The following is a 22,488-nucleotide window of genomic DNA, read 5'->3' as shown; positions in this document are numbered from 1 at the left end:
AAATTCGGAGCGGATTTTTTATTATTTTTAGTCTAACAACAGAAAAATGATTCGACTTATTTTAAAAAAAATCTTCCTTCTTCTATTTCTATTTTCATATTTAAAAAATGTGAATGCGTCTAGCATTATTGAAAACAAAGGACAAATCACACAGGAAGAATTTGACTCACAAAAGATTTTATTTTATACCGCAATCAATGGAGGAACCGCTTATTTCTTAAAAGATCGCATTGCATTTGTTTTATACCAAACAACAGAAAAAAAATTATTTAATACATTTTTAATTGAGAATAAAACAAACGTTTTTAGATACGACTACCAATTTGAAAACGCAGAAAATTTCAATATAGAAGCAGGGCAAACCGCTTCAGAAAAACTAACATTTTACACACGCGGCAAATGTTACACAGCAAATCAATTTGAAAAAATAACTTATACGAACAAATCAAAAGGCGTGTCTATGGTTTTTTATAACCATCCTGAAAAGGGTTTAAAATATGACATCGTTTTTGAAAATCCAAAAACAAATGAAGTTACATTTTCATTTAAACTACTCGGAGTAACTGCAAAAAAAATACTTGACGAAACAAAAAAAAAACAACTGCTATCTATTGAAACACCGCTTGGAGAAATAAAAGAACAATTCCCATCCGTTTATGCAGACGTTCAAAAAAACAATAAAGTAGTTCGCAGAGAACAAGTTTGCAACATTACCATTCAGGATAATACTATTTCTTATTCCACTGCTGTTCCTTTAAATTGTCAATCTATTGTGATTGACCCTTGGATTTCATTTGCAGGAGGTGCAGATGTTGATGAATGTTATGGATTAGATGGTGATAGCTTCGGCAATGTTTACATTTCAGGATATACACAAAGTGTTGATTTTCCGAGTAGTGCCGGTGCATTCCAAATAAATTTAAATGCCAACTATGATGCTTACATCTTCAAGTTTGATGCAAACGGACAGCGATTATGGGCAACGTATTATGGAGGCAGTCAAAACGATTTCGGTTATCGATTAAAAGTAACTCCTACTGGGAAACCAACATTATCAGGTTATACCTACAGCTCCGATTTATTTATCAGTGCTAGTGGAGTTTTCAGTTCATCTTTTTCTGGATCTGTAGATGCCTTTATCACGCAATTTGATACGAATGGAAATTTTCTTTGGGGTACTTTTGCCGGAGGAACCGGTGGTGATTTTGCGGTAAGCATGGATATGGACAAGCAAGGAAACATTGCACTGGGTGGTTTCACAAGCAGTAACGACTTCCCTACATCTCCGGGAGCCTGGCAATCACTATTTGGAGGCGCATTGGACTGTTTTGTTTCCAAGTTCGATACGACAGGAAACAGAGTTTGGAGCACATTTTTGGGTGGAATGAATAGCGAAGATGCACATGCAATAAAATTTGACACACTTGGAAACGTAATTGTAGCAGGCGACACATATAGCAGCAATTTTCCAGTTGAAGCAACCTCTTATCAAAATTTTTTGATGGGTGGGAGCGATGCTTTTGTTACAAAATTTAATAGCTCAGGAGTAAAAATTTGGTCAACCTATTTAGGAGGTGTTGGCAATGAAGACATTTATGCTTTAGCATGTGACAAAGCAAACAACATTTATTTTACCGGGTATAGTGCGAGTAGTGATTTCCCAATAAGTGCAGGAGCGTTTCAATCAACAATGAATGGAGTAAGAGATTTATCAATCGGCAGCTTCTCTCCTTCCGGAAACCTAAGATGGTTAACCTATGCAGGAGGAGCAGCTTGGGATACCGGAAGAGGAATCATCGTCAACACCAATCAAAAATTAACCATCGTAGGAGAGACCAACTCCACGGACTTTCCAATGATTGGCAACCAATTCGACACCATCAATAATGGCATTTCTGATATTGTTTATATGACACTTGACTCGACAGGTTTTGTTGAATTATCGAATTTGAATGGTGGAGCAAGTGCCGATTACGCTTACAACATTTGCGAAGTAATGCAACAGAAAATTGTTGTTTCCGGAAATACTTACAGTACAGACTTTCCTGTCACTTCAGGTGTTTTTCAAACAATAAAAAGTGGAGATGTAGATGCATTTGTTTGGCAAATTGATACGGTTTCAATTATAACAACAATTGAAAATTCGAATATTAATAACAATAGTTATTTATATCCCAATCCGTCCAATGACAAAGTAATTATCCTCGGAATTCCTGTGGGGAAATATTCTGTGCAGCTATTTAATAGCCAAGGACAGCAATTAAAACAGCTGAATTATGAAAGCACCGGGCAAATTGAACTTTCTTCATTAGAAAATCTTCTAAACGGAATTTACACGATTCAACTAACTTCCAACTCAAGTTCAAGCACTTACAAGCTCATAAAATTGAATTAACATTCCGATGATTCTATTTATGTTTTGTTAATAAATTATATCCGCTTTTTTAACCTCCATCATGCAACGTTTAGGCTCAAGGCTACGTCTAACCTTTAACTAAACAGACTTTACACTACTACTATATTAACTACTACTATTATGAAACGCGTTCATTCGACTATCGTATTTTTTTTATTTACAATATTTTTTGCCTTTTCTGTGAAAAGAGCAGAAGCATGTCATGCCATTGCACTTGTAAATATAACCCAACAAACTCCTATTGCCGGAGGAATTATTGTAAATGCCGCTTCCGATTCACCAACTTGTGGTTGTGCCGCCTATTGGCTAGACGTAGAAGTACGTTGTATCGGTGAAGCATTTAATGGAGCTCCTTTCTCGCCTGGATTTTACGGACCTTTAGGCACCTACCCGTTTTATCAAAGTGCACAAATGATGAAACCGAGTTGTGTTGTTCAAAATTATCCGGGTGTAACAATTAATTTTGCTGCACTTTGTCCAGGAACAACTTACCAATACAGAATGCGTGAAAACCACAACTTTAGTGTTGGTCCTTGGTGTGCAACGCAAACATTTGTTGTACCTGGTGTTATGCCAACATTTACTGCGACAGTAGCAGCAACAGCAAATAACATTTGTGCCGGTGCATGTACCACAATTACTGCAACTCCAACTGGAGGGTGTCAAATTGCTGTTTTATATAACTGGAGCAATGGAGCAACTACTCCATCTATTACTGTTTGCCCAGGAGTAACAACAACCTACACCTGTGCAGTAACGGATGATTGCAGCAATCAAGTTGCGAATGTTAGTATGACCATCAACGTTGTCCCTGCACCTATTGCAGGAACCGCTTCAGTCACACCAGCATCGGTCTGTTCCGGAACACCCGTCAATCTTACACTAACAGGAAGTACCGGAGGCATACAATGGCAAAGTGCACCAACAGCAGGAGGACCTTTTACCAACATAGCTGGCGCAACTGCGGCAACGTTTACTACTGCTGGTATGACTACGAACACCTGTTTTAGAGCAGAAGTTAGTGGTTGTGGAGCACCCGTTTATTCAAATGTAATTTGCATTACCATTAGTCCAGCACCTACTATTAGCGTGAATTCACCAACTATTTGTCCGGGTGCTACAGCAAACTTAACTGCAAGTGGTGCTTCTAGTTATGTATGGACTGCAGGAGCAACTTCTACGGGTGTGAATACCGCTGATGCGAGCCCGCTTGTGACAACAACTTACACGGTTACGGGTACAACAGCCGGTTGTACCGGAACAGCAATCGCAACGGTTACAGTAAATCCAGGAGCACCTATAACAGTAAACTCACCAACAATTTGTGAAGGAGATGTTGCTACCTTAACTGGTGCAGGTGCCACTTCTTACTCTTGGTCAACAGGTGCTATCACAAATCCAATTACCGTTACACCAATTACTACAACATCTTATACTGTTACCGGAACAACAGGCGGTTGCACCTCAACGGCAATAAGCACTGTTACTGTTAATCCATTACCAATAACAACCGTTAACTCACCCAATGTTTGTCCAACGTTCACCGCCAACTTAATTGCCGGTGGTGCAACTACATATACTTGGAGTGCTGGCGCTACATCTACCGGTGTAAACACTGCTGACGCTTCACCTGTTGTTACAACAACTTATACGGTTACAGGTACTTCATTGGGTTGTTCATCAACTGCTGTTGCTACCGTTACCGTGAATGCCGGACTGATTATCAATGCCGGATTAAACGATACCATTTGTTTTGGTGCTAGCACTGTTTTAGGTGTTACACCAACCGGTGCTGGATTTACTTACAACTGGACTCCGGCTGCATCACTTGTTGGTGCTACCACCGCGACTCCTACCGCTTCACCTGCTACTACCACTACCTATTCGGTGTTAGTAACCGATGCCAGTGGATGTACTGGAACAAGTACCGTTACCGTATTTGCTGACCCTCAAATTACACTTGCCATTGCTGGTATTGATGTAACTTGTAATGGTGCATGTAACGGACAAACCATTGTGATTCCTTCTGGTGGAACACCTGCATATAATTATGCATGGTCTTCTGGATGTTCGGCCGCTTCTTGCAGTCCGTTATGTATTGGAACATACACCGTTACCGTTACCGATTCGTGGGGCTGTACATCTTCAGGAACAGCTACTATTATTGAACCTACCGTATTAACTGCCTCGATATCGGGAACAACACCAACATCTTGTAATGCTGTTTGTGATGGAACGGCTACTGCTACCGGTGCCGGTGGAACTGTGGGCGCTGGATATTCTTATTCATGGAACACTGTTCCTGTTCAAACTACGGCTACTGCTACCGGATTATGTGCAGGTACTTATACGTGTACCATTACGGATGCAAATAGTTGTACAGCTACCGTTACCGCTACCATTACAGAACCTACATTGGTGGTGATTGCACCGATTGCACCTGCTGCCGTTTGTACAGGTGGAAGCACAATGATTACAGCTTCGGCTTCAGGTGGAAATGGTGGAGCATATAATTATATTTGGTCACCTGCTGCGGGATTAGACTTTACAAATATTCCAAACCCTACTTCTACTCCCGCTGCTACAACGATTTACACGGTTAACGCAACAGATGTAAATGGTTGTCCTTCTGCTCCGGCTACCGTTACCGTTACTGTTAATCCTCCACTCACTGTGGTTGCCAGCGGTACTGCTTCTATTTGTCCGGGAGCCTCTACCAGCATTTCGGCATTGGCCTCATTGGGAACTGGCGGACCATATACCTATTCATGGGCACCTGCAGGTGCAGGAACACCACTTACGGTTTCACCTGCTGTAACCACGACATACACCGTTACAGCTAGTGACGGATGTTCACCTACGGTTACGGCTACTGTTACAGTTACCGTATTACCTTTGCCCGTTGTGGCATTCAGCGCACCAATAACTTCAGGTTGTGAGCCTTTATGCGTTACATTTACCGACAATTCAACCGTTGCAGGTGGAGCTATTGCAACTTGGAATTGGGATTTTGGAGATGGGAACACCAGCACCTTGCCTACACCTACTAATTGTTATGCAGCTGCCGGTAGTTACAACGTGACCTTATCCGTTACTTCTACATTAGGTGGTTGTAGTTCTACAAGTACTGTGCTTGGATACATCACTGTGCATCCAAATCCTATAGCAGATTTTACGGCACCTTTGTCAAGTAGTATTCTTAATCCTGATGTGAGTTATGTCGACAATTCAAGTGTAGCTACAGGTGCGATCACTGGATGGCATTGGAATTTCGGGGATCCATTTGCAGGAACAGACAGCACGAGTAGCTTACAAAATCCAACACATACCTTCACCGAAGCAGGAACCTATTGTGCGTCACTTGCTGTTACAACAAATTTTGGGTGTATCGACAACACACAAATATGCATCATTATAGATCCTGAATTCACATTCTTTATTCCAAATGCATTCTCTCCGAATGGCGATGGAATCAATGACGAATTCTATGGAAAAGGTGATTACATCAAAAAATATGAATTATTAATTTATGATCGCTGGGGAAATTTAATTTTCTTCGCAGACGATATTAATAAACATTGGGATGGAATTGCGAATCATGGAAAAGAAATAGCAGAAGAAGATGTTTACGTTTATGTAGTGAAAATAAGTGATCACAAAGACAAAAAGCATAAATACACAGGCACGGTAACCATTGTGAAATAATTTTCACAAATTCATCGGCACAAAAAGCCCCGCTACAACTAATTGTAGCGGGGCTTTTTTAATTCGAGAACATGCAACTATTTCTCTGATTTTGACATCCTTATAAGCGAATAAGTACTAATAAAATCTAATTACCTTTAGCAGGTGAGTTTGCTTTCCAAAAAAAAATTCACTTACTTCGTAAAAATCAATTTTTATACATAATCAAATGAAAACGAACATCTTACTAAAATCTCTCTTCTTGTTTTTAGGATTATCTTTTTGCATGGTAATAAAAGGACAAGAAATACAAGATCAAACCTATACCATTACTAGTAATGGAACTGTAACAGATATCCAGCCTTATATTTTAGCATTGAACAATTCGAATATGAAATATCACCGACTAAAAAACTCGCGTTATACAATTGAGTTTACAAGTGGTGTTAAAGTTGAATTGTTTTCAGCAACAGAAATCAATGCAAGTCTTCACACATTAAATCTTTCAGAATATCCTGAAAACTTTTCAGCTGACAGAGATGTTCCTGTCTTTTCATTGGGTCCGAATAATTTTATTATGGAAGAACACCATACAAAATCAAAATATCACTAAGCCAAGAAACTCTCTTAAACTCTCTCTCATACAAAATGAAAAAAATTATTCTTTTACTAACTTTACTGGTTAGCTTTTATAGCAAGGAAGCATTTGCTCAACCGGCAAATGATGAGTGTGCTACAGCACAAAACATTGGTACACTTCCAGCACCGGCAGCTTGTGCCGGAACAGCACCTCAGCTTGGTGCAACCATGACCATCCCTGGAACATTAGTAGGAGCCACTCCGGCCAGTCCTTACGTTTATCAACCCGGATGTGCTGGAGGAACAATGGCTGTTCCCGCAAATGATGTTTGGTATTCTTTTACCGCAAGTAGCTATCAAGCAGTGATTACAATCAATTCAACTTTTGCAACACCTAATATTGCCATGTACTCCGGAACTTGTGGAGCATTGGGTGGAGGCGTTGGAGGTTGCGCTGTTGGTTCCGGTGGAACAGTTACACTTACCGTTGAACAAATGGTGATTGGCACAACCTATTATATCCAAGTAAGTGGAGCAACGGGAGAAACAGGGACATTCAACATGATCATCAGAAACAATAAAGATTGCTCTGATTGTATTAATGCTACTACTTATACTGCAACACCTCTTCCGGTAAATGGAATGTATAATCCCGGACAAGTTGTTTCTTTCTGTTATCATATCAGTCAGTACACACAAATTAATACCAACTGGTTACATGGAGTACAATTAACCTTTGGATCAGGATGGAACTTAGCATCATTAACAACCACTCCACCTGCTGCTTGCCAAACTACACCAGCAGGTGGTACTTGGGCTTATTATCCTGCAGGATGTACATCTTCCGCAACAGGAACAACATTTGGACCTGGATTTTATTTTGACACACCAGATGCAGGAACAAATCCGGGAGATAATTTCGGAGATAATTGTACTGGAGTTTTAGGTGCCGGCACTTGGAATTTTTGTTTTACGATTGCTGTAGCTAATGGATGTGCACCTGGCTCAAACTTAAGCGTAACAGTGAATACTACTGGTGATGGTGAATCCGGTTCATGGAGCAGTTTAGGTTGTTTGGATGATCCTGCTTCTGTATTACCGGCTGTTGGAGCATGTTGTATTCCTACGATGGCTTCCACACCAACAACTTGTGTAGGAAATGATGGAACAGCAACAGCAACTCCTGTTGGCGTTTCTGGACCATACAATTATGAGTGGACCAACTCTGTTGGAACAGTTGTATCAAGCACATCCGGGGTTGCAGGTGCAAACACTGCAACAGGATTATTACCCGGAACATATACCGTAACCATTTTAAATACAGCATTAAGTTGTGAAGTTACAAACACTGTAACAGTAACTGCAGGCGGTGGTGTAATCGCTACTCCAACAGCTGGAAGTAACAGTCCGGTTTGTATCGGATCTACATTGAATTTAACAGCAACAACAGTTGCAGGAGCAACCTACGCGTGGACAGGTCCAAATGCGTTTGCATCAGCATTACAAAATCCAAGCATCGCAAGTGTTACTGCATTAGCTGCTGGAACATATACCGTTGTTGCAACTTCAGGTGGATGTACTGCATCATCCACAGTGGTGGTTGTCATCAACCCTCCACCTACCGTTACGGTACCCGCGAATATGACCGTTTGTAATGGGGCGAATATTGGCGCTTCTGCCTATTCGAGTACTCCTGCGGGAGGAACATTTACATGGACAAATTCAAATACCGCAATTGGCTTGGCTGCATCCGGTGTTGGAAATACTCCTGCGTTCACCGCTACAAATTTAGGAGCAGCACCAATAACAGCAACGATAACGGTAACACCAACTGTTGCAGGATGTTTAGGAACGCCTAATACATATACCATAACTGTAAATCCTACACCTGTTGCTCCAACAGCTTTGGGAACTTCTATTTGTACAAATAATTCAACAACCCTTACTGCAACCGCACCTGGCGGAACCTACGAGTGGTTTAATGCTCCTGGTGGAACATTATTATTTACTGGTGCTAGTTTTACAACACCCGTTTTAACAGCAAATACAACGTACTATGTGCAAACAACTATACTTGGCTGTACGAGTCCACTAACACCGGTTACAGTTACTATTGCTCCTGGTTTAATTGTAAACGCAGGATTGGATGACACCATTTGTTTTGGTGGAAATACCACTTTAAATGCAACACCAACCGGTGCTGGCTACACATATTCATGGGCTCCAGCTGCAGGATTAAGCAACACGGCAATCTCTAACCCCGTTGCCAATCCGGCTACTACCACAACCTATACAGTGACAATTACTGATCCGGGTGGATGCGTTGGAACGGATGATGTAACGATTTATTCTGACCCTGAAATAACATTGGCAATTGCTGGGATTGATGTGACTTGTAATGGTGCTTGTAACGGGCAAACCATAGTGATTCCGGCTGGTGGAACACCAGCTTATTCTTACGCGTGGTCATCCGGATGTGCTGCAGCTTCCTGCAGTCCGCTTTGCATTGGAACCTATACCGTTACCGTTACGGATTCATGGGGTTGTACATCCTCAGGAACAGCAACCGTTATCGAACCTACATTATTAACTGCATCAATAACAGCATCCACACCAACTACATGTAATGGCGTTTGTGATGGAACAGCGACTGCAGCTGGAAATGGTGGAACAATTGGTGGCGGATACGCTTTTTCATGGAACACGGTTCCTGTTCAGGCTACAGCAACTGCTACTGGCTTATGCGCTGGAACGTATACTTGTACTATTACTGATGCAAACGGATGTACGGCTACCACTACCGCAACAATTACAGAACCAAGTATCGTTGTGATTGCTCCTATCGTTTCTCCGACTATTTGTTTTGGCGGTACCACAAATTTGGTTGCGTCTGCTTCTGGCGGAAATGGTGGACCATATGCATATACTTGGAGTCCGGCTACCGGATTGGATTTTACTAACATTGCCAATCCAAATGCATCACCAGTTGCAACAACAATCTATACTGTAAATGCAACAGATGTAAACGGCTGTGCGGCAGCTCCTGTGAATGTTACAGTAACTGTAAATCCTCCTTTATCAGTAATTGTATCACCAGCTGTTTCAATTTGTCCGGGTGCATCTGCACCGATTTCTGCAACAGGATCAAATGGGTCAGGTGGACCTTATGTTTATTCATGGTCGCCTGCAACTGGCTTGAGTAATCCTGCCATTTCGAACCCTTCGGCATCACCAGCAACAACTACAACTTATACTGTAACCGTAACAGATGGATGTTCACCAGCAGTAACGGCAACAGTTATAGTAACAGTGCTTCCTTTACCCGTTGTTACCTTCAGTGGTGATATTCTTTCAGGATGCTCACCAGTATGTGTAATCTTCACAGATGCGTCTACGGTAGCAGGTGGTACGATTACCAATTGGAATTGGTCATTTGGAGATGGAACAACGTTTATAGGTCAAAATCCTCCATTACATTGTTATTCCAATTCAGGCACAACCGATGCATTATTTACTGTTGGTTTAACGGTTACATCTTCCTTGGGCGGATGTACATCTACCGATTCGTATTTGAATTATATTACTGTATTTGCAAATCCGGTCGCTGAATTTACAGCTTCACCGAATCCGGCAACAATATTGGAACCGACTGTAAACTTCACAGATCAGTCCACCTCCACCTTTCCTATTGTATCTTGGAATTGGGATTTTGGTGATGGCTCATCCGGTTCAACGGCTACAAATCCATCTCATGATTTTCCAAATATCATTGAAGGTAGCTACAATGTTACACTTACAGTTGTTGATGGCAATGGTTGTATAGATGATGTTTCCCACACAATTATTATCAATCCTGAGTTTACGTTCTTTATCCCAAATGCCTTTACTCCAAATGGAGATGGAGTGAATGATTTTTTCCAAGGGCAAGGAGTAGGAATTAAAAAATATGAAATCATGATTTTTGATCGTTGGGGAAATATGATTTGGTATACGGATGACATTAACAAATTATGGGATGGAAAAGCAAACCATGGTAAAGACATGGCACAGCAAGATGTGTATGTTTGGAAAGTTAAATTAACAGATGTATTTGACAAAAAACATAATTATACAGGAACCGTTACGATAGTGAAATAGGTGACTAAGTGACTAGGTGACTAAGTGACTAAGTGACTAAGTAACTAGGTAACTAGGTGACTAAGTAACTAGGTAAAAAAACGAAAGAGTGTTGAATTTTAAATTCAACACTCTTTCGTTTTTTAATACAATTTAATAAGTTACCAAATGAGCTTGTTACTTCTTAACATACATCACTTCTTTCACAGCCTTCACAACACGCGCAACATTTGGCAATGATGCTTCTATTAATGTTGGTGCATAAGGCAAAGGTACATCTGCAGTTGTAATTCTTAAAACCGGAGCATCCAAATAATCAAATGCTTCTTTCTGTACTTTAAATGCGACTTCAGTAGCAATTGAGCCTAATGGCCAAGCTTCTTCAACAATCACTAATCGATTGGTTTTTTTCACCGAAGTAATCACTGTTGCATAATCAATCGGGCGGATGGTACGCAAATCAATTACCTCAACACTGATACCTTCTTTTTCTAATTCAACTGCTGCAGCCAGCGCTTGTTTCATAATTTTACCGAAGGAAACAATCGTTACATCTTTCCCTTCACGTTTAACATCAGCAACACCAATAGGAATTAAATATTCCCCTTCAGGTACTTCTCCTTTATCTCCATACATTTGTTCACTCTCCATAAAAACTACAGGATCGTTATCACGAATAGCTGATTTTAAAAGACCTTTGGCATCGTATGGATTGGATGGAACAATTACTTTTAATCCCGGACAGTTTGCATACCAATTATCAAACGCTTGAGAATGCTGAGAACTTAACATTCCGGCAGAAGCTGTGGCCCCTCTAAATACGATTGGAACAGGAAATTGGCCACCACTCATACTCATCATTTTTGCTGCCGAATTAATAATCTGATCAATGGCAACCAATGAAAAATTAAAGGTCATAAACTCAACAATCGGTCGTAAGCCATTCACGGCAGAACCTATTGCAATACCAGTAAAACCAAGCTCTGCAATTGGCGTATCAATTACCCGTTTTTCACCAAACTCAGCAAGCATACCTTTACTAACTTTATATGCCCCATTATATTCAGCAACCTCCTCACCCATCAAATATACTTTTTCATCTCTGCGCATTTCTTCACTCATTGCTTCACGAAGTGCTTCACGAAATTCGATTGTTCTCATTTGTTTAAAATTTTAATGAACTACAAATTTAATGATTTTTATATATAGAAACGAATTTACCTGATTTTCGGAATCCTGATAATTGAGATTCTGAATTGGAGAAAATATAAAACAACAAAAAAGCCATTCTTCAGTGAAGAATGGCTTTTTTTGTAAATTATAAAAACAATTATTTGCTACGAACAATTCTGATTGTTGTAACGTTTTTCTCGTTCTCAACTTTCAAGAAATAAATTCCGTTTGCAAAACTTGACATATCAATTGCTGTTTTAACAGAAGTTGATCGTGTAGAATACACTACATTACCAACACATCAACAATTGTAATCATATTCTCATCTAACGTTGTTTCAACATTTAAAATACCTGTTGTAGGATTTGGATAAACATTGATTAAACCATCTTGAGAATATGTTGCAATTCCTGCACAAGGATCAACATAGATTGTTCCCGTTGTAGATGCAGAACATCCATTTGCATCGGTATAACTATAAGTAATCACGTTGTTACCTAATGAAGCAGATGCAGGATTAAAGTTTCCTAAAGAAACACCTGTTCCTGAATAAGAACCACCTGTTGGAGAACCACCAGTTAATGCAAAAGAAGTAAGGTTCACGCAAACAGTATCAACAGTTAACGCTAAAAGTTACTGTTGGTGCTGGAGGATCGAACAATGTTGAAGTTGCAGTTGAAGTACAACCGTTCGCATCAGTAATTGTCACTGTATAAGAACCAGCAGCTAAACCACTAATATCTTCCGTTGTAGCAGCATTGCTCCAAACGTAAGCATAAGGAAGTAGCACCAGTAACAGTTAAGTTAATTGCACCATTTGTTCCTGAACATGTTGTAGGATTTGTTCCTGAAACTGTTGAAGCAAAGAGCTGTTGGTTCAGTAATAACAACCGGACCACTAGCAGTACAACCATTCGCATCAGTCAACGTTCCTGAATAAGTTCCAGCAACTAACCCTGTTAAGTCTTCAGTTGTAGCACCATTGCTCCATAAGAACGAATATCCTGCAGGTTCCACCAGATACTGTTAAATCAACTGCACCATTTGAACCACCTGCACAAGAAACACTGGTAACAGCAGATGAAACAACGATTGCACTTGGTTCTGTAACAGTGATTGAAGTTACAACGGAATTTGAAGCAGCATCCGTTACAGTATAGTTATGAGTACCTGCACCAACAGTGAATGTACCTTCACCTGTGTATGGAGGAACACCACCTGAACCAACAACAGTAACTGTTGTTGTTCCACCATTACATAAAATTGCTGCTCCCATAGTAGAGGTTGCTGACAATGGAATCATAATAGTAACTTGTCCATTACCGAGCCAAACATTATTTGTAATTAAACCAGAAGTAACACCTGAGATAGAGCAAGATCCTCCGCCTCCGCCTCCACCAGCGCCTTTTGAGTTTCCAGAGCAACCCGTAGTTCCAGCAGAACCACCGCCTCCTCCACCACCGCCAAGGAGTCCGCCTCCGCCACCACCACCGCCAGGGATTGACCCTGAACTAGAGCAGCAACATGTTTGACCTGCTCCACCATTTCCTCCGGTTCCAGTGGTAGCAGTTGCTCCATCAATACCAGAGAATCCACCACAACCAACACCTTTAGGTCCACCTGCACCTTGAACTCCACCAAAATTTCCACCTTTACCACCACCAGCTACACCACCAGAGGTAGGTGAATCAAAACCATTTACACCAACACCTGAACCAGCAAATGCACCAGCTCCACCAATTCCACCTGTACTTGCGCTTCCTTCATCGCAACCTGCACGGCCGCCACCGCCACCGCCACCAGCAACAATAACTCGATTAGCTTCAGCAGTACCAAAAGCGCGGACATCAGAAGCTCCTCCGCCTCCACCAGCATTCGTACTACCACCATTACCACCACCATTAAATCCACCTGTTGGTGTGCCACCTTGGCCTCCAACAAAAATATTTAGAACTTGACCTGGAGTTACAGCGAGAGTACCTTCTGCATATCCACCTAGTCCACCTGAACCACCAGCAACACCAGCGCCACCAGTAGCTCCATTACCACCTTGCGCTCCCCAAGCTGAAACAAATATGGAAGTTACGCCAGCAGGAACAGTGTAGGTTTGCACCGCCCCAGTAAAGTTAAAGGTTGTCACCTGTGCTTTTACCATTACGGCAGAAGCAAGAGCCAAACCTAAGAATGTAATTTTTTTCATGTTTTGTTTGTTTTGATTTGAAGCAAATATAGAAAAAAAAATGAAACGCATATTGAATGGTCTAGCAGGCATCTTAATCAACACAATTTATTAGATATCATCGGAGCCATCGCCTACTATTTAGGGCAAAATTTGATGCCATATCATTTGAAAATTTAATAATTAAGTATTAATTTCCTAAATTCAAACGAAACTAAAATAGTAGGAATCCTGATAATTGAGATTCTGAATTGGAGAAAATATAAAACAACAAAAAAGCCATTCTTCAGTGAAGAATGGCTTTTTTTGTAAATTATAAAAACAATTATTTGCTACGAACAATTCTGATTGTTGTAACGTTTTTCTCGTTCTCAACTTTCAAGAAATAAATTCCGTTTGCAAAACTTGACATATCAATTGCTGTTTTAACAGAAGTTGATCGTGTAGAATACACTACATTACCCAACACATCAACAATTGTAATCATATTCTCATCTAACGTTGTTTCAACATTTAAAATACCTGTTGTAGGATTTGGATAAACATTGATTAAACCATCTTGAGAATATGTTGCAATTCCTGCTCAAGATCAACATAGATTGTTCCCGTTGTAGATGCAGAACATCCATTTGCATCGGTATAACTATAAGTAATCACGTTGTTACCTAATGAAGCAGATGCAGGATTAAAGTTTCCTAAAGAAACACCTGTTCCTGAATAAGAACCACCTGTTGGAGAACCACCAGTTAATGCAAAAGAAGTAAGGTTCACGCAAACAGTATCAACAGTTAACGCTAAAGTTACTGTTGGTGCTGGAGGATCAGACAATGTTGAAGTTGCAGTTGAAGTACAACCGTTCGCATCAGTAATTGTCACTGTATAAGAACCAGCAGCTAAACCACTAATATCTTCCGTTGTAGCAGCATTGCTCCAAACGTAAGCATAAGGGGAAGTAGCACCAGTAACAGTTAAGTTAATTGCACCATTTGTTCCTGAACATGTTGTAGGATTTGTTCCTGAAACTGTTGAAGCAAGAGCTGTTGGTTCAGTAATAACAACCGGACCACTAGCAGTACAACCATTCGCATCAGTCAACGTTCCTGAATAAGTTCCAGCAACTAACCCTGTTAAGTCTTCAGTTGTAGCACCATTGCTCCATAAGAACGAATATCCTGGAGTTCCACCAGATACTGTTAAATCAACTGCACCATTTGAACCACCTGCACAAGAAACACTGGTAACAGCAGATGAAACAACGATTGCACTTGGTTCTGTAACAGTGATTGAAGTTACAACAGAAGTTGAAGCAGCATCCGTTACAGTATAGTTATGAGTACCTGCACCAACAGTGAATGTACCTTCACCTGTGTATGGAGGAACACCACCTGAACCAACAACAGTAACTGTTGTTGTTCCACCGTTACATAAAATAGAAGCGCCCATTGTAGAAGTTGCCGTTAAAACCGGAGTAATTGTAATTACACCATTACCTGTATTCACAGCATTTACAACAGAAGTAGTTGTTAAAGCACCAACAAATGATGTTCCACCAGCACCGCCACCGCCAGCACCTTTATCGTTTCCAGAGCAACCGGAAGTTCCAGCAGAACCTCCGCCTCCTCCGCCACCGCCAAGGAATCCGCCTCCTCCGCCACCACCACCAGGGATGCTACCGAAAGAAAAGCAACAACAAGACTGACCACCGCCACCATTAGCACCAGTGCCAGTAGTAGCTGTTCCACCGGGAAGACCTAAAAATCCGCCACATCCAATTCCTGCAGCTCCACCTAAACCTGTTGCAGACACACCACCAAATCCACCACCTGCACTTCCACCAGAAGTAGGAGCATCAATTCCATTTCCACCATTTGTATTCCCTGCTCCACCAGCACCACCATTGATAGTGCTTAATGACTCACAACCACCTCTTCCGCCACCACCGCCACCGGCAGCAACAACAACACGATTTGCTTCAGCTGTTCCACCTACGCGGATATCAGAAGCTCCTCCACCTCCACCAGCATTCGTACTTCCACCATTACCACCACCATTAAATCCACCTGTTGGTGTAGCACCTGCACCACCAACAAATACATTTAATCTTGCCTTAGCGTTACCGCCAAAACACCGGTAGTCATAGCACCTAATCCGCCAGGTCCACCTAATGTAGCACCAGCAGAACTATTACCAGTTGCACCACTTCCACCTTGCCCACCAGAGCAAGTTACGGTAACAGCCGTAACACCGGCAGGAACAGTATACGTCTGCATCCCCCCAGTAAAGCTAAAAGTTGACACTTGTGCATTCACCATAACAGTAGAAGCAAGCGCCAACCCCAAAAATGTAATTTTTTTCATATTTAATTTGTTTAGATTTAATGCAAAACTAAAAAAAATAAAGAAAAAACCTATGTTATAATTTTATGACAAGAATCATCACTTTCCTTTAACATCATCACAACAAATCCACAACATTTCAAACAACCAGGAACCACATAAATCATTCGTAAATAAACACACACAGCCTTTCACAAAAAAACAAGTCCCTTCAATCTAAAATAATCGTAATTTTGGCTAAACTATAATTAAACCAACTAAACCAAAAACCTATGAGAAAAATTACTATTACAACTTCACTTTTTTTATGCAGCTTATTTTCTTTTGCTCAAACAAGAGTGCTTTATTTTACAGATGGCGCAACAATTGGTACTGATCAACTTGCTGCCGCACTTACAAACACAGGATGTATTGTAACAACCGCTACAAGCGATTTAGACTTCCAAACTCAAATTGCAACTCCAACAAATTTTGATTTAGCGGTGTATTTTGCTCAAAACAATGCTTCTGTAAATGCAACAACTGCAGCACTTGCAGGCTTTGTAAGCCTTGGCAACAAAGGCATGTATGCAGATTGGTCATTAGATGCTACAAACGGAGCATTGGTTGGTGTAAATTTTACAGGAAATGTAAATGAAACGGTAGTAACGATTACTGATACCACTTTAACTTCTTGGATAACGGTTAATCCATTCACAATCGCGAACTCGGGTTGGGGTACATTTTCTTATGGATTACTTCCATTAGCTGGAAGTACTGTTTCAGGAACATTTGCGAGTGGTGAAGCAGCTTTAATTAGAAGCATGTCAAACAACATGTTTGTTTTTGGATATTTAGGTGATGCAACAGCAACGTCTGAAATGTATGAAGTGGCTATCAATTCAATGTTCCCTTCTGCTGCAGGAGTTTCTGAAACAGCAGAATCAACATTCAACACAACTGTATTCCCAAATCCTGCAACTGAATCATTTACTCTTTCAATTGACAATTTAACTGCGAAATCAGTTGAAATAACTGTAACTGATATTCAAGGAAAAGTAGTTTACAGCATGATTGAAAACAATGTATCCGCTGGGTTTTCAAAACAAATCAATACAACAGATATTTCTAAAGGTTTATACTATGTAAACGTGAAATCTTCTGAAGGACAAAAAACATCAAAATTGATTGTGCAATAATTAAGATTTTTTGTTATAAAAAAAAGAGAGACCCCCAGTGGTCTCTCTTTTTTTTCCAAGTATTAAAAAAATACGATATGAAACAATCAAAACAATTGATTATTTTTACGAAAATTTAATTCTTGTGGAAAACAATCAATACGATATAATTATTGTTGGCGGTGGAATTGTCGGGCTTGCTTCTGCCTACAAAATCAATTTGCAATATCCCAACAAAAAAATTCTTGTTCTAGAAAAAGAAAAGGAAGTAGCCGCCCATCAAACTGGTCACAATTCTGGTGTTATTCATTCAGGGCTCTACTATAAACCCGGCTCTTACAAAGCAAAAAACTGTGTGGACGGACGTAGAGAATTGGTTGCCTTTGCAAAAGAACATAAAATCCCTCATGATATTTGCGGGAAAATTGTTGTTGCAACCGACTCGTCTGAATTGGCGCACATGAACAAAGTGTTTAATAATGGTTTAGCAAATGGTGTGGAAGGCGTTGAAAAAATCGATGCCAAACGTATCAAAGAAATTGAACCTTATTGTGTTGGAATAGAAGGATTGTGGGTACCTTGCACTGGCATCATTGATTATGCTGATGTATCCAGAAAATATGTTGAACTTATACATGCAAAATTTTCTCAAAGCAAAGTCTTGACACAACAGGAAGTAAAAGCATTCGAAAAACACGAAGGCTACACAAACGTTATTACACAAAAAGAAACATTCAGAGGAACCTATATCATTACATGTGCAGGATTGCAAAGCGATAGAATTGCAAAAAAAGAAGGAGCAAAAATTGATACCGCCATTGTTGGTTTCAGAGGTGATTATTATGACTTAACCGACAAAGGTCTTAGTAAAGTAAAAAACTTAATCTATCCTGTTCCAAATCCCAAATACCCATTCTTAGGAGTACATTTCACACGAATGATTCATGGTGGAACCGAATGTGGCCCCAATGCAGTTTTTGTATTCAAACGTGAAGGTTATGGCAAAACTGATTTTTCAATAAAAGATACTGCTGAGGCATTCGGCTTCGGAGGAACGTGGAAGTTTTTTGCAAAAAACATTAAGTTCGGAGTAGATGAATATCGTGGTGCTTTTTCTAAAACATTTTTTCTTAAACGCCTTCGTAAACTTATACCTACATTGGAAATGGACGACTTAAAACCGGGTCGTGCAGGAGTACGCGCAATGGCACTTGCTCCGGAAGGCGAAATGATTGACGATTTTAAAATCGAAGTCAATGGCAATGCCATTCATGTTTTAAATGCGCCTTCTCCGGCAGCAACATCTTCATTAGCAATCGGAACAGCGATTCAAAAAATGGCAACCGAACATTTTAACTTAGGTTAATCGATGAAGATTCTAAAATCAGTTGAATCATCCATTTGTATTATTTCAATAAATGAAGAAGGCATTGGCTCTATGCATTTCAAAGATGGCAGTCATCAAGAAATTGAAGAACAAATGGAAAACCTTAAATACATTATTGAAATAACGAATAACATCAATACTCCTTTTGTAGTTACAGCCGGAGAAAATGTAACCATCTCCCGCGAGGCACGAGACAACTCTCTGAAAATTGAAGACATTTCACCGATGTATGGCACTGCCGTTGTTGTGCAAAACATGGCCTACAAACTAATTACCGACTTCTATATAAAAATTCAAAAACCGAAGAGACCATTTGCCGTTTTCACTAACAAAGAAACAGCTTATGAATGGTGTAAACAATTTGTCATTAAAAATAAAAACGCTTCTTCAACGATTACAAAATCTCCCACATTTGATTTTTGAACACATTCGAATATTGTAGTATATTTACAACTACATAAATTCAATTATCAAATGAAAAAATCAATTTCAATTTTATTTTCGCTATCTGTTTTGTGCCTTTCTATTTCAAATGCACAAACTCCAACAGCAAAAAAAGATACAACCACGCCCACACCTAAAGTGTATAAATACAAAAACACAACTGGTGATCAACTCAACACACGCATTTATAAACTGGACAATGGACTTACTGTTTACATCAGTGTATATAAAAACTCTCCCCGTATTCAAACATCCATCGCTGTTCGTGCAGGAAGTAAAAATGATCCAAGTGGATTTACCGGCTTAGCCCATTATCTGGAACACATGCTCTTTAAAGGAACTGATAAGTACGGAAGCAAAAATTTTGCTAAAGAGAAAGTAGAGCTTGATAAAATTGAAAAGCTCTACGAAGTTTACAGAAAAACAAAAGACCCCAATCAACGCAAAAAAATCTATCATAAAATAGATAGTATTTCTGGATATGCGTCAAAATTTGCGATTGCCAATGAATATGACAAAATGCTTTCGAATTTAGGTGCTAAGGGAACAAATGCATACACCTGGTTAGAACAAACTGTTTATGTGAATGACATCCCTTCCAACCAATTGGATAAATGGACAACCATTGAAGCTGAACGCTTTAGAAATCCTGTATTGCGCTTATTTCACACCGAGTTAGAAGCTGTGTACGAAGAAAAAAATCGCTCCTTAGATAATGATGGCGATAAATCATGGGAAGCACTCTTTAAAGGTTTATTCCCTACTAACACATATGGTTCTCAAACTACAATCGGAACAATCGACCATTTAAAAAATCCATCACTCACCGAAATAAAAAAGTACTTCAACACCTATTATGTCCCAAACAACATTGCGATCTGTTTATCAGGTGATTTAGATCCGGATGCAACTATTAAAATGATTGACGAAAAATTTGGTTCATGGAAAAGCAAGCCAGTTCCAGCTTACCAACCTTTTATTGAGAAACCGATACTGGCTCCTGTTGTAAAAGAAGTGGTTGGACCAGATGCCGAAAACATCATGATTGGATATCGCTTTCCAGGTATCGGAAGCAAAGAAGCTGATATGATGATGATGGTAAACAAAATTTTATCGAATGGGAAAGCTGGGCTAATTGATTTAAATTTAAATCAAGAGCAAAAAGTATTGGAAGCCTATGCTTTTGATTTGCAATTCAAAGACTATTCTACCCATATCATTCAAGCAATTCCAAAAGAAGGACAAACACTTGAACAACTGAAAGACTTATTGCTTGAACAAATAGAAAAAATAAAAACAGGTGATTTTCCTGATTGGTTGCCAAGTGCGATTATTACCGACATGCGCTTACAACAAACAAAAACAAATGAATACAACAGTTCTCGTGCAGATGCATTTGTAAATTCATTTATCACCGGCAGAAGTTGGGAAGAATCTGTTTATACAATTGACCGATTGGCAAAAATCACCAAACAACAAATTATTGATTTTGTAAAAGCAAACTACACGTCTAATTATGTTGCAGTTTATAAACGAACTGGAGAAGACAAGTCGGTTAAAAAAGTAGAAAAACCGGAAATTACTCCTGTGAGTGTCAATCGAGATGATCAAAGTGATTTTGTAAAAAGTATTGTATCCACACCCATTAAAGATATCGAGCCGGTTTTTATTGATTACTCAACAGACATCAAAAAAACTGCTTTAAAAAGTGGAATCCCAGTTTTATATACAGCAAACACTGAAAACAAAACGTTTGACATGTACTATGTATTAGACATGGGATCCAACCACAATAAAAAAACAGACGTTGCCATTAACTATTTAAAATACCTAGGAACAAAAGAATTGACTGCAGCTTCCGTTCAGCAAGAGTTTTATAAATTAGGATGCTCCTTCGATGTTTATGTTGGTGAAGACCAAACATGGGTCAGCCTCAGAGGGTTAACTGAAAACATCGAAAAGGCAACACAACTTTTCGAAAACTTGCTTGCCAACCCGCAACCAAATGAACCGGCCCTTACAAATCTTGTTTCTGATATTTTAAAGAAGCGAGAAGATGCAAAACTAGACAAAGGAGAAATCCTTTTTGGTGCGCTTACTGCTTATGGCAAGTATGGAAAGAACTCTAGCTATACAAATATCTTATCTGCAACCGAATTAAAAAATTTAAAATCGGAGGAACTTATTTCCATTATCAAGGATGTAACCGCTTACCAACATCGTGTTTTATATTACGGAGATAACAGTATTGAAGAAGTAACAGCGATGCTCAACAAACTACACATTACTCCTTCTACATTAAAACCAACACCGCTTCCTGTAAAATTTCAGGAAACAGAAGCAAACACAAATGTATATGCCGTTGATTATGACATGAAACAAGCAGAAGTGATTTTCATTTCCAAAGATGAAAAATACAACAAGAGTATCGCACCGGATATTCGCTTGTTCAACGAATATTTTGGAGGAGGAATGTCATCCATCGTTTTCCAGGAAATGAGAGAATCAAAAGCATTGGCATATTCTGTATTTTCAAGCTATAGTACTGCCGGTAAAAAAGCTGATTACAATTATGTATTCTCCTATATCGGAACACAATCCGACAAACTCCCTGAAGCAATGAAAGGCATGATGGAATTGGTAAACAGTATGCCTGAATCAGAAAATAATTTCAACGCATCCAAAGAGTCCATCATCCAAAGTATTCGTACCGAACGTATCACCAAAGCAGGTATTCTCTTTAATTATGAAAATGCACAGCGCCTAGGTTTGGATTACGACATCAGACGAGATGTGTATAAAAATGTACCAGGAATCACCTTTCAGCAGCTGAGAGCTTTTGAAGAAATGCATGTAAAAAACAAACAATACACCGTATTAGTGATTGGCAAGAAGGAGAACCTAGACCTAAAAACCCTTGAAAAATATGGAAAAGTAACCTTCCTCAGCTTGGAAGATATTTTTGGATATTAATCAGCAAACCTACTTCAGAAAGAAAGAGCCAAGAAATACATTTT

General features: G+C 39.6%; 18 protein-coding genes. 9 read left to right on the top strand and 9 right to left on the bottom strand.

Going from position 1 to position 22,488, the window contains the following annotated elements; translation table 11 throughout:
• The first annotated feature begins 46 nt into the window (after positions 1–46).
• From IPP64_13850 to IPP64_13835, 4 genes are all read left to right on the top strand, one after another.
• Positions 47–2,395, top strand: coding sequence for an SBBP repeat-containing protein (locus IPP64_13850; protein MBL0330470.1), 2,349 nt, complete (start codon positions 47–49; stop codon positions 2,393–2,395).
• A 141-nt stretch (positions 2,396–2,536) separates the two neighbouring features.
• Positions 2,537–6,121 carry a gliding motility-associated C-terminal domain-containing protein gene (locus tag IPP64_13845; GenBank protein ID MBL0330469.1) on the top strand — a complete coding sequence of 1,195 codons (3,585 nt, stop codon included), beginning with the start codon at positions 2,537–2,539 and terminating at the stop codon, positions 6,119–6,121.
• A 208-nt stretch (positions 6,122–6,329) separates the two neighbouring features.
• Entirely contained in the window at positions 6,330–6,713 is a 384-nt protein-coding gene (locus IPP64_13840) for a hypothetical protein (protein ID MBL0330468.1), read from the top strand.
• 35 nt (positions 6,714–6,748) lie between these two features.
• Positions 6,749–10,816 carry a gliding motility-associated C-terminal domain-containing protein gene (locus IPP64_13835; GenBank protein ID MBL0330467.1) on the top strand — a complete coding sequence of 1,356 codons (4,068 nt, stop codon included), beginning with the start codon at positions 6,749–6,751 and terminating at the stop codon, positions 10,814–10,816.
• A gap of 156 nt (positions 10,817–10,972) precedes the next feature.
• On the opposite strand, the gene IPP64_13830 is transcribed toward IPP64_13835, so the two are convergent.
• The 8 genes from IPP64_13830 to IPP64_13795 form a co-directional block, all read right to left on the bottom strand.
• Positions 10,973–11,956: a pyruvate dehydrogenase complex E1 component subunit beta gene (locus IPP64_13830; GenBank protein ID MBL0330466.1), complete on the bottom strand. Its 984-nt coding sequence runs from the start codon at positions 11,954–11,956 to the stop codon at positions 10,973–10,975.
• A 169-nt stretch (positions 11,957–12,125) separates the two neighbouring features.
• The gene (locus tag IPP64_13825; protein ID MBL0330465.1) at positions 12,126–12,254 is read right to left on the bottom strand and encodes a T9SS type A sorting domain-containing protein; all 129 of its coding nucleotides are present in this window, start codon (positions 12,252–12,254) and stop codon (positions 12,126–12,128) included.
• Entirely contained in the window at positions 12,254–12,571 is a 318-nt protein-coding gene (locus IPP64_13820) for a hypothetical protein (protein ID MBL0330464.1), read from the bottom strand. The genes IPP64_13825 and IPP64_13820 overlap by 1 nt, the downstream gene beginning before the upstream one ends.
• Positions 12,572–12,581: 10 nt before the next feature.
• The gene (locus IPP64_13815; GenBank protein ID MBL0330463.1) at positions 12,582–12,758 is read right to left on the bottom strand and encodes a hypothetical protein; all 177 of its coding nucleotides are present in this window, start codon (positions 12,756–12,758) and stop codon (positions 12,582–12,584) included.
• 14 nt (positions 12,759–12,772) lie between these two features.
• On the bottom strand, positions 12,773–12,985 hold the full coding sequence (locus IPP64_13810) for a hypothetical protein (protein ID MBL0330462.1): 213 nt from the start codon (positions 12,983–12,985) through the stop codon (positions 12,773–12,775).
• Positions 12,936–14,168, bottom strand: a complete 1,233-nt coding sequence (locus IPP64_13805; protein ID MBL0330461.1) for a hypothetical protein — start codon at positions 14,166–14,168, stop codon at positions 12,936–12,938. Before IPP64_13805 ends, IPP64_13810 begins: the two co-directional genes overlap by 50 nt.
• Before the next feature lie 304 nt (positions 14,169–14,472).
• Positions 14,473–14,724 (bottom strand): T9SS type A sorting domain-containing protein, encoded by a 252-nt coding sequence (locus IPP64_13800; GenBank protein MBL0330460.1) that lies wholly within the window; start codon positions 14,722–14,724, stop codon positions 14,473–14,475.
• A complete protein-coding gene (locus IPP64_13795) occupies positions 14,697–15,953 on the bottom strand; it encodes a SprB repeat-containing protein (protein MBL0330459.1) in 1,257 nt (418 codons plus the stop codon). The genes IPP64_13800 and IPP64_13795 overlap by 28 nt, the downstream gene beginning before the upstream one ends.
• Here IPP64_13795 and IPP64_13790 point away from each other — a divergent pair.
• The gene (locus IPP64_13790; GenBank protein ID MBL0330458.1) at positions 15,868–16,281 is read left to right on the top strand and encodes a hypothetical protein; all 414 of its coding nucleotides are present in this window, start codon (positions 15,868–15,870) and stop codon (positions 16,279–16,281) included. The two genes, IPP64_13795 and IPP64_13790, sit on opposite strands and share 86 nt — an antisense overlap.
• Here IPP64_13790 and IPP64_13785 read toward each other — a convergent pair.
• Positions 16,244–16,504 carry a hypothetical protein gene (locus IPP64_13785; GenBank protein ID MBL0330457.1) on the bottom strand — a complete coding sequence of 87 codons (261 nt, stop codon included), beginning with the start codon at positions 16,502–16,504 and terminating at the stop codon, positions 16,244–16,246. The two genes, IPP64_13790 and IPP64_13785, sit on opposite strands and share 38 nt — an antisense overlap.
• A 251-nt stretch (positions 16,505–16,755) precedes the next feature.
• Between IPP64_13785 and IPP64_13780 the strand changes: the two genes are divergently transcribed.
• The 4 genes from IPP64_13780 to IPP64_13765 all read left to right on the top strand — a co-directional run bounded on the left by IPP64_13780 (position 16,756) and on the right by IPP64_13765 (position 22,444).
• Positions 16,756–17,661 carry a T9SS type A sorting domain-containing protein gene (locus tag IPP64_13780; GenBank protein MBL0330456.1) on the top strand — a complete coding sequence of 302 codons (906 nt, stop codon included), beginning with the start codon at positions 16,756–16,758 and terminating at the stop codon, positions 17,659–17,661.
• 124 nt (positions 17,662–17,785) lie between these two features.
• On the top strand, positions 17,786–19,006 hold the full coding sequence (lhgO, locus tag IPP64_13775; GenBank protein MBL0330455.1) for an L-2-hydroxyglutarate oxidase: 1,221 nt from the start codon (positions 17,786–17,788) through the stop codon (positions 19,004–19,006).
• Positions 19,007–19,009: 3 nt separating this feature from the next.
• On the top strand, positions 19,010–19,450 hold the full coding sequence (locus IPP64_13770; GenBank protein ID MBL0330454.1) for a hypothetical protein: 441 nt from the start codon (positions 19,010–19,012) through the stop codon (positions 19,448–19,450).
• A gap of 51 nt (positions 19,451–19,501) precedes the next feature.
• Positions 19,502–22,444 carry an insulinase family protein gene (locus IPP64_13765; protein MBL0330453.1) on the top strand — a complete coding sequence of 981 codons (2,943 nt, stop codon included), beginning with the start codon at positions 19,502–19,504 and terminating at the stop codon, positions 22,442–22,444.
• The last annotated feature ends 44 nt before the right edge of the window (positions 22,445–22,488 follow it).

The organism is Bacteroidota bacterium, assembly GCA_016722565.1.
Classification (GTDB): domain Bacteria; phylum Bacteroidota; class Bacteroidia; order 2-12-FULL-35-15; family 2-12-FULL-35-15; genus 2-12-FULL-35-15.
This window is presented reverse-complemented; position numbering and strand designations above follow the sequence as displayed.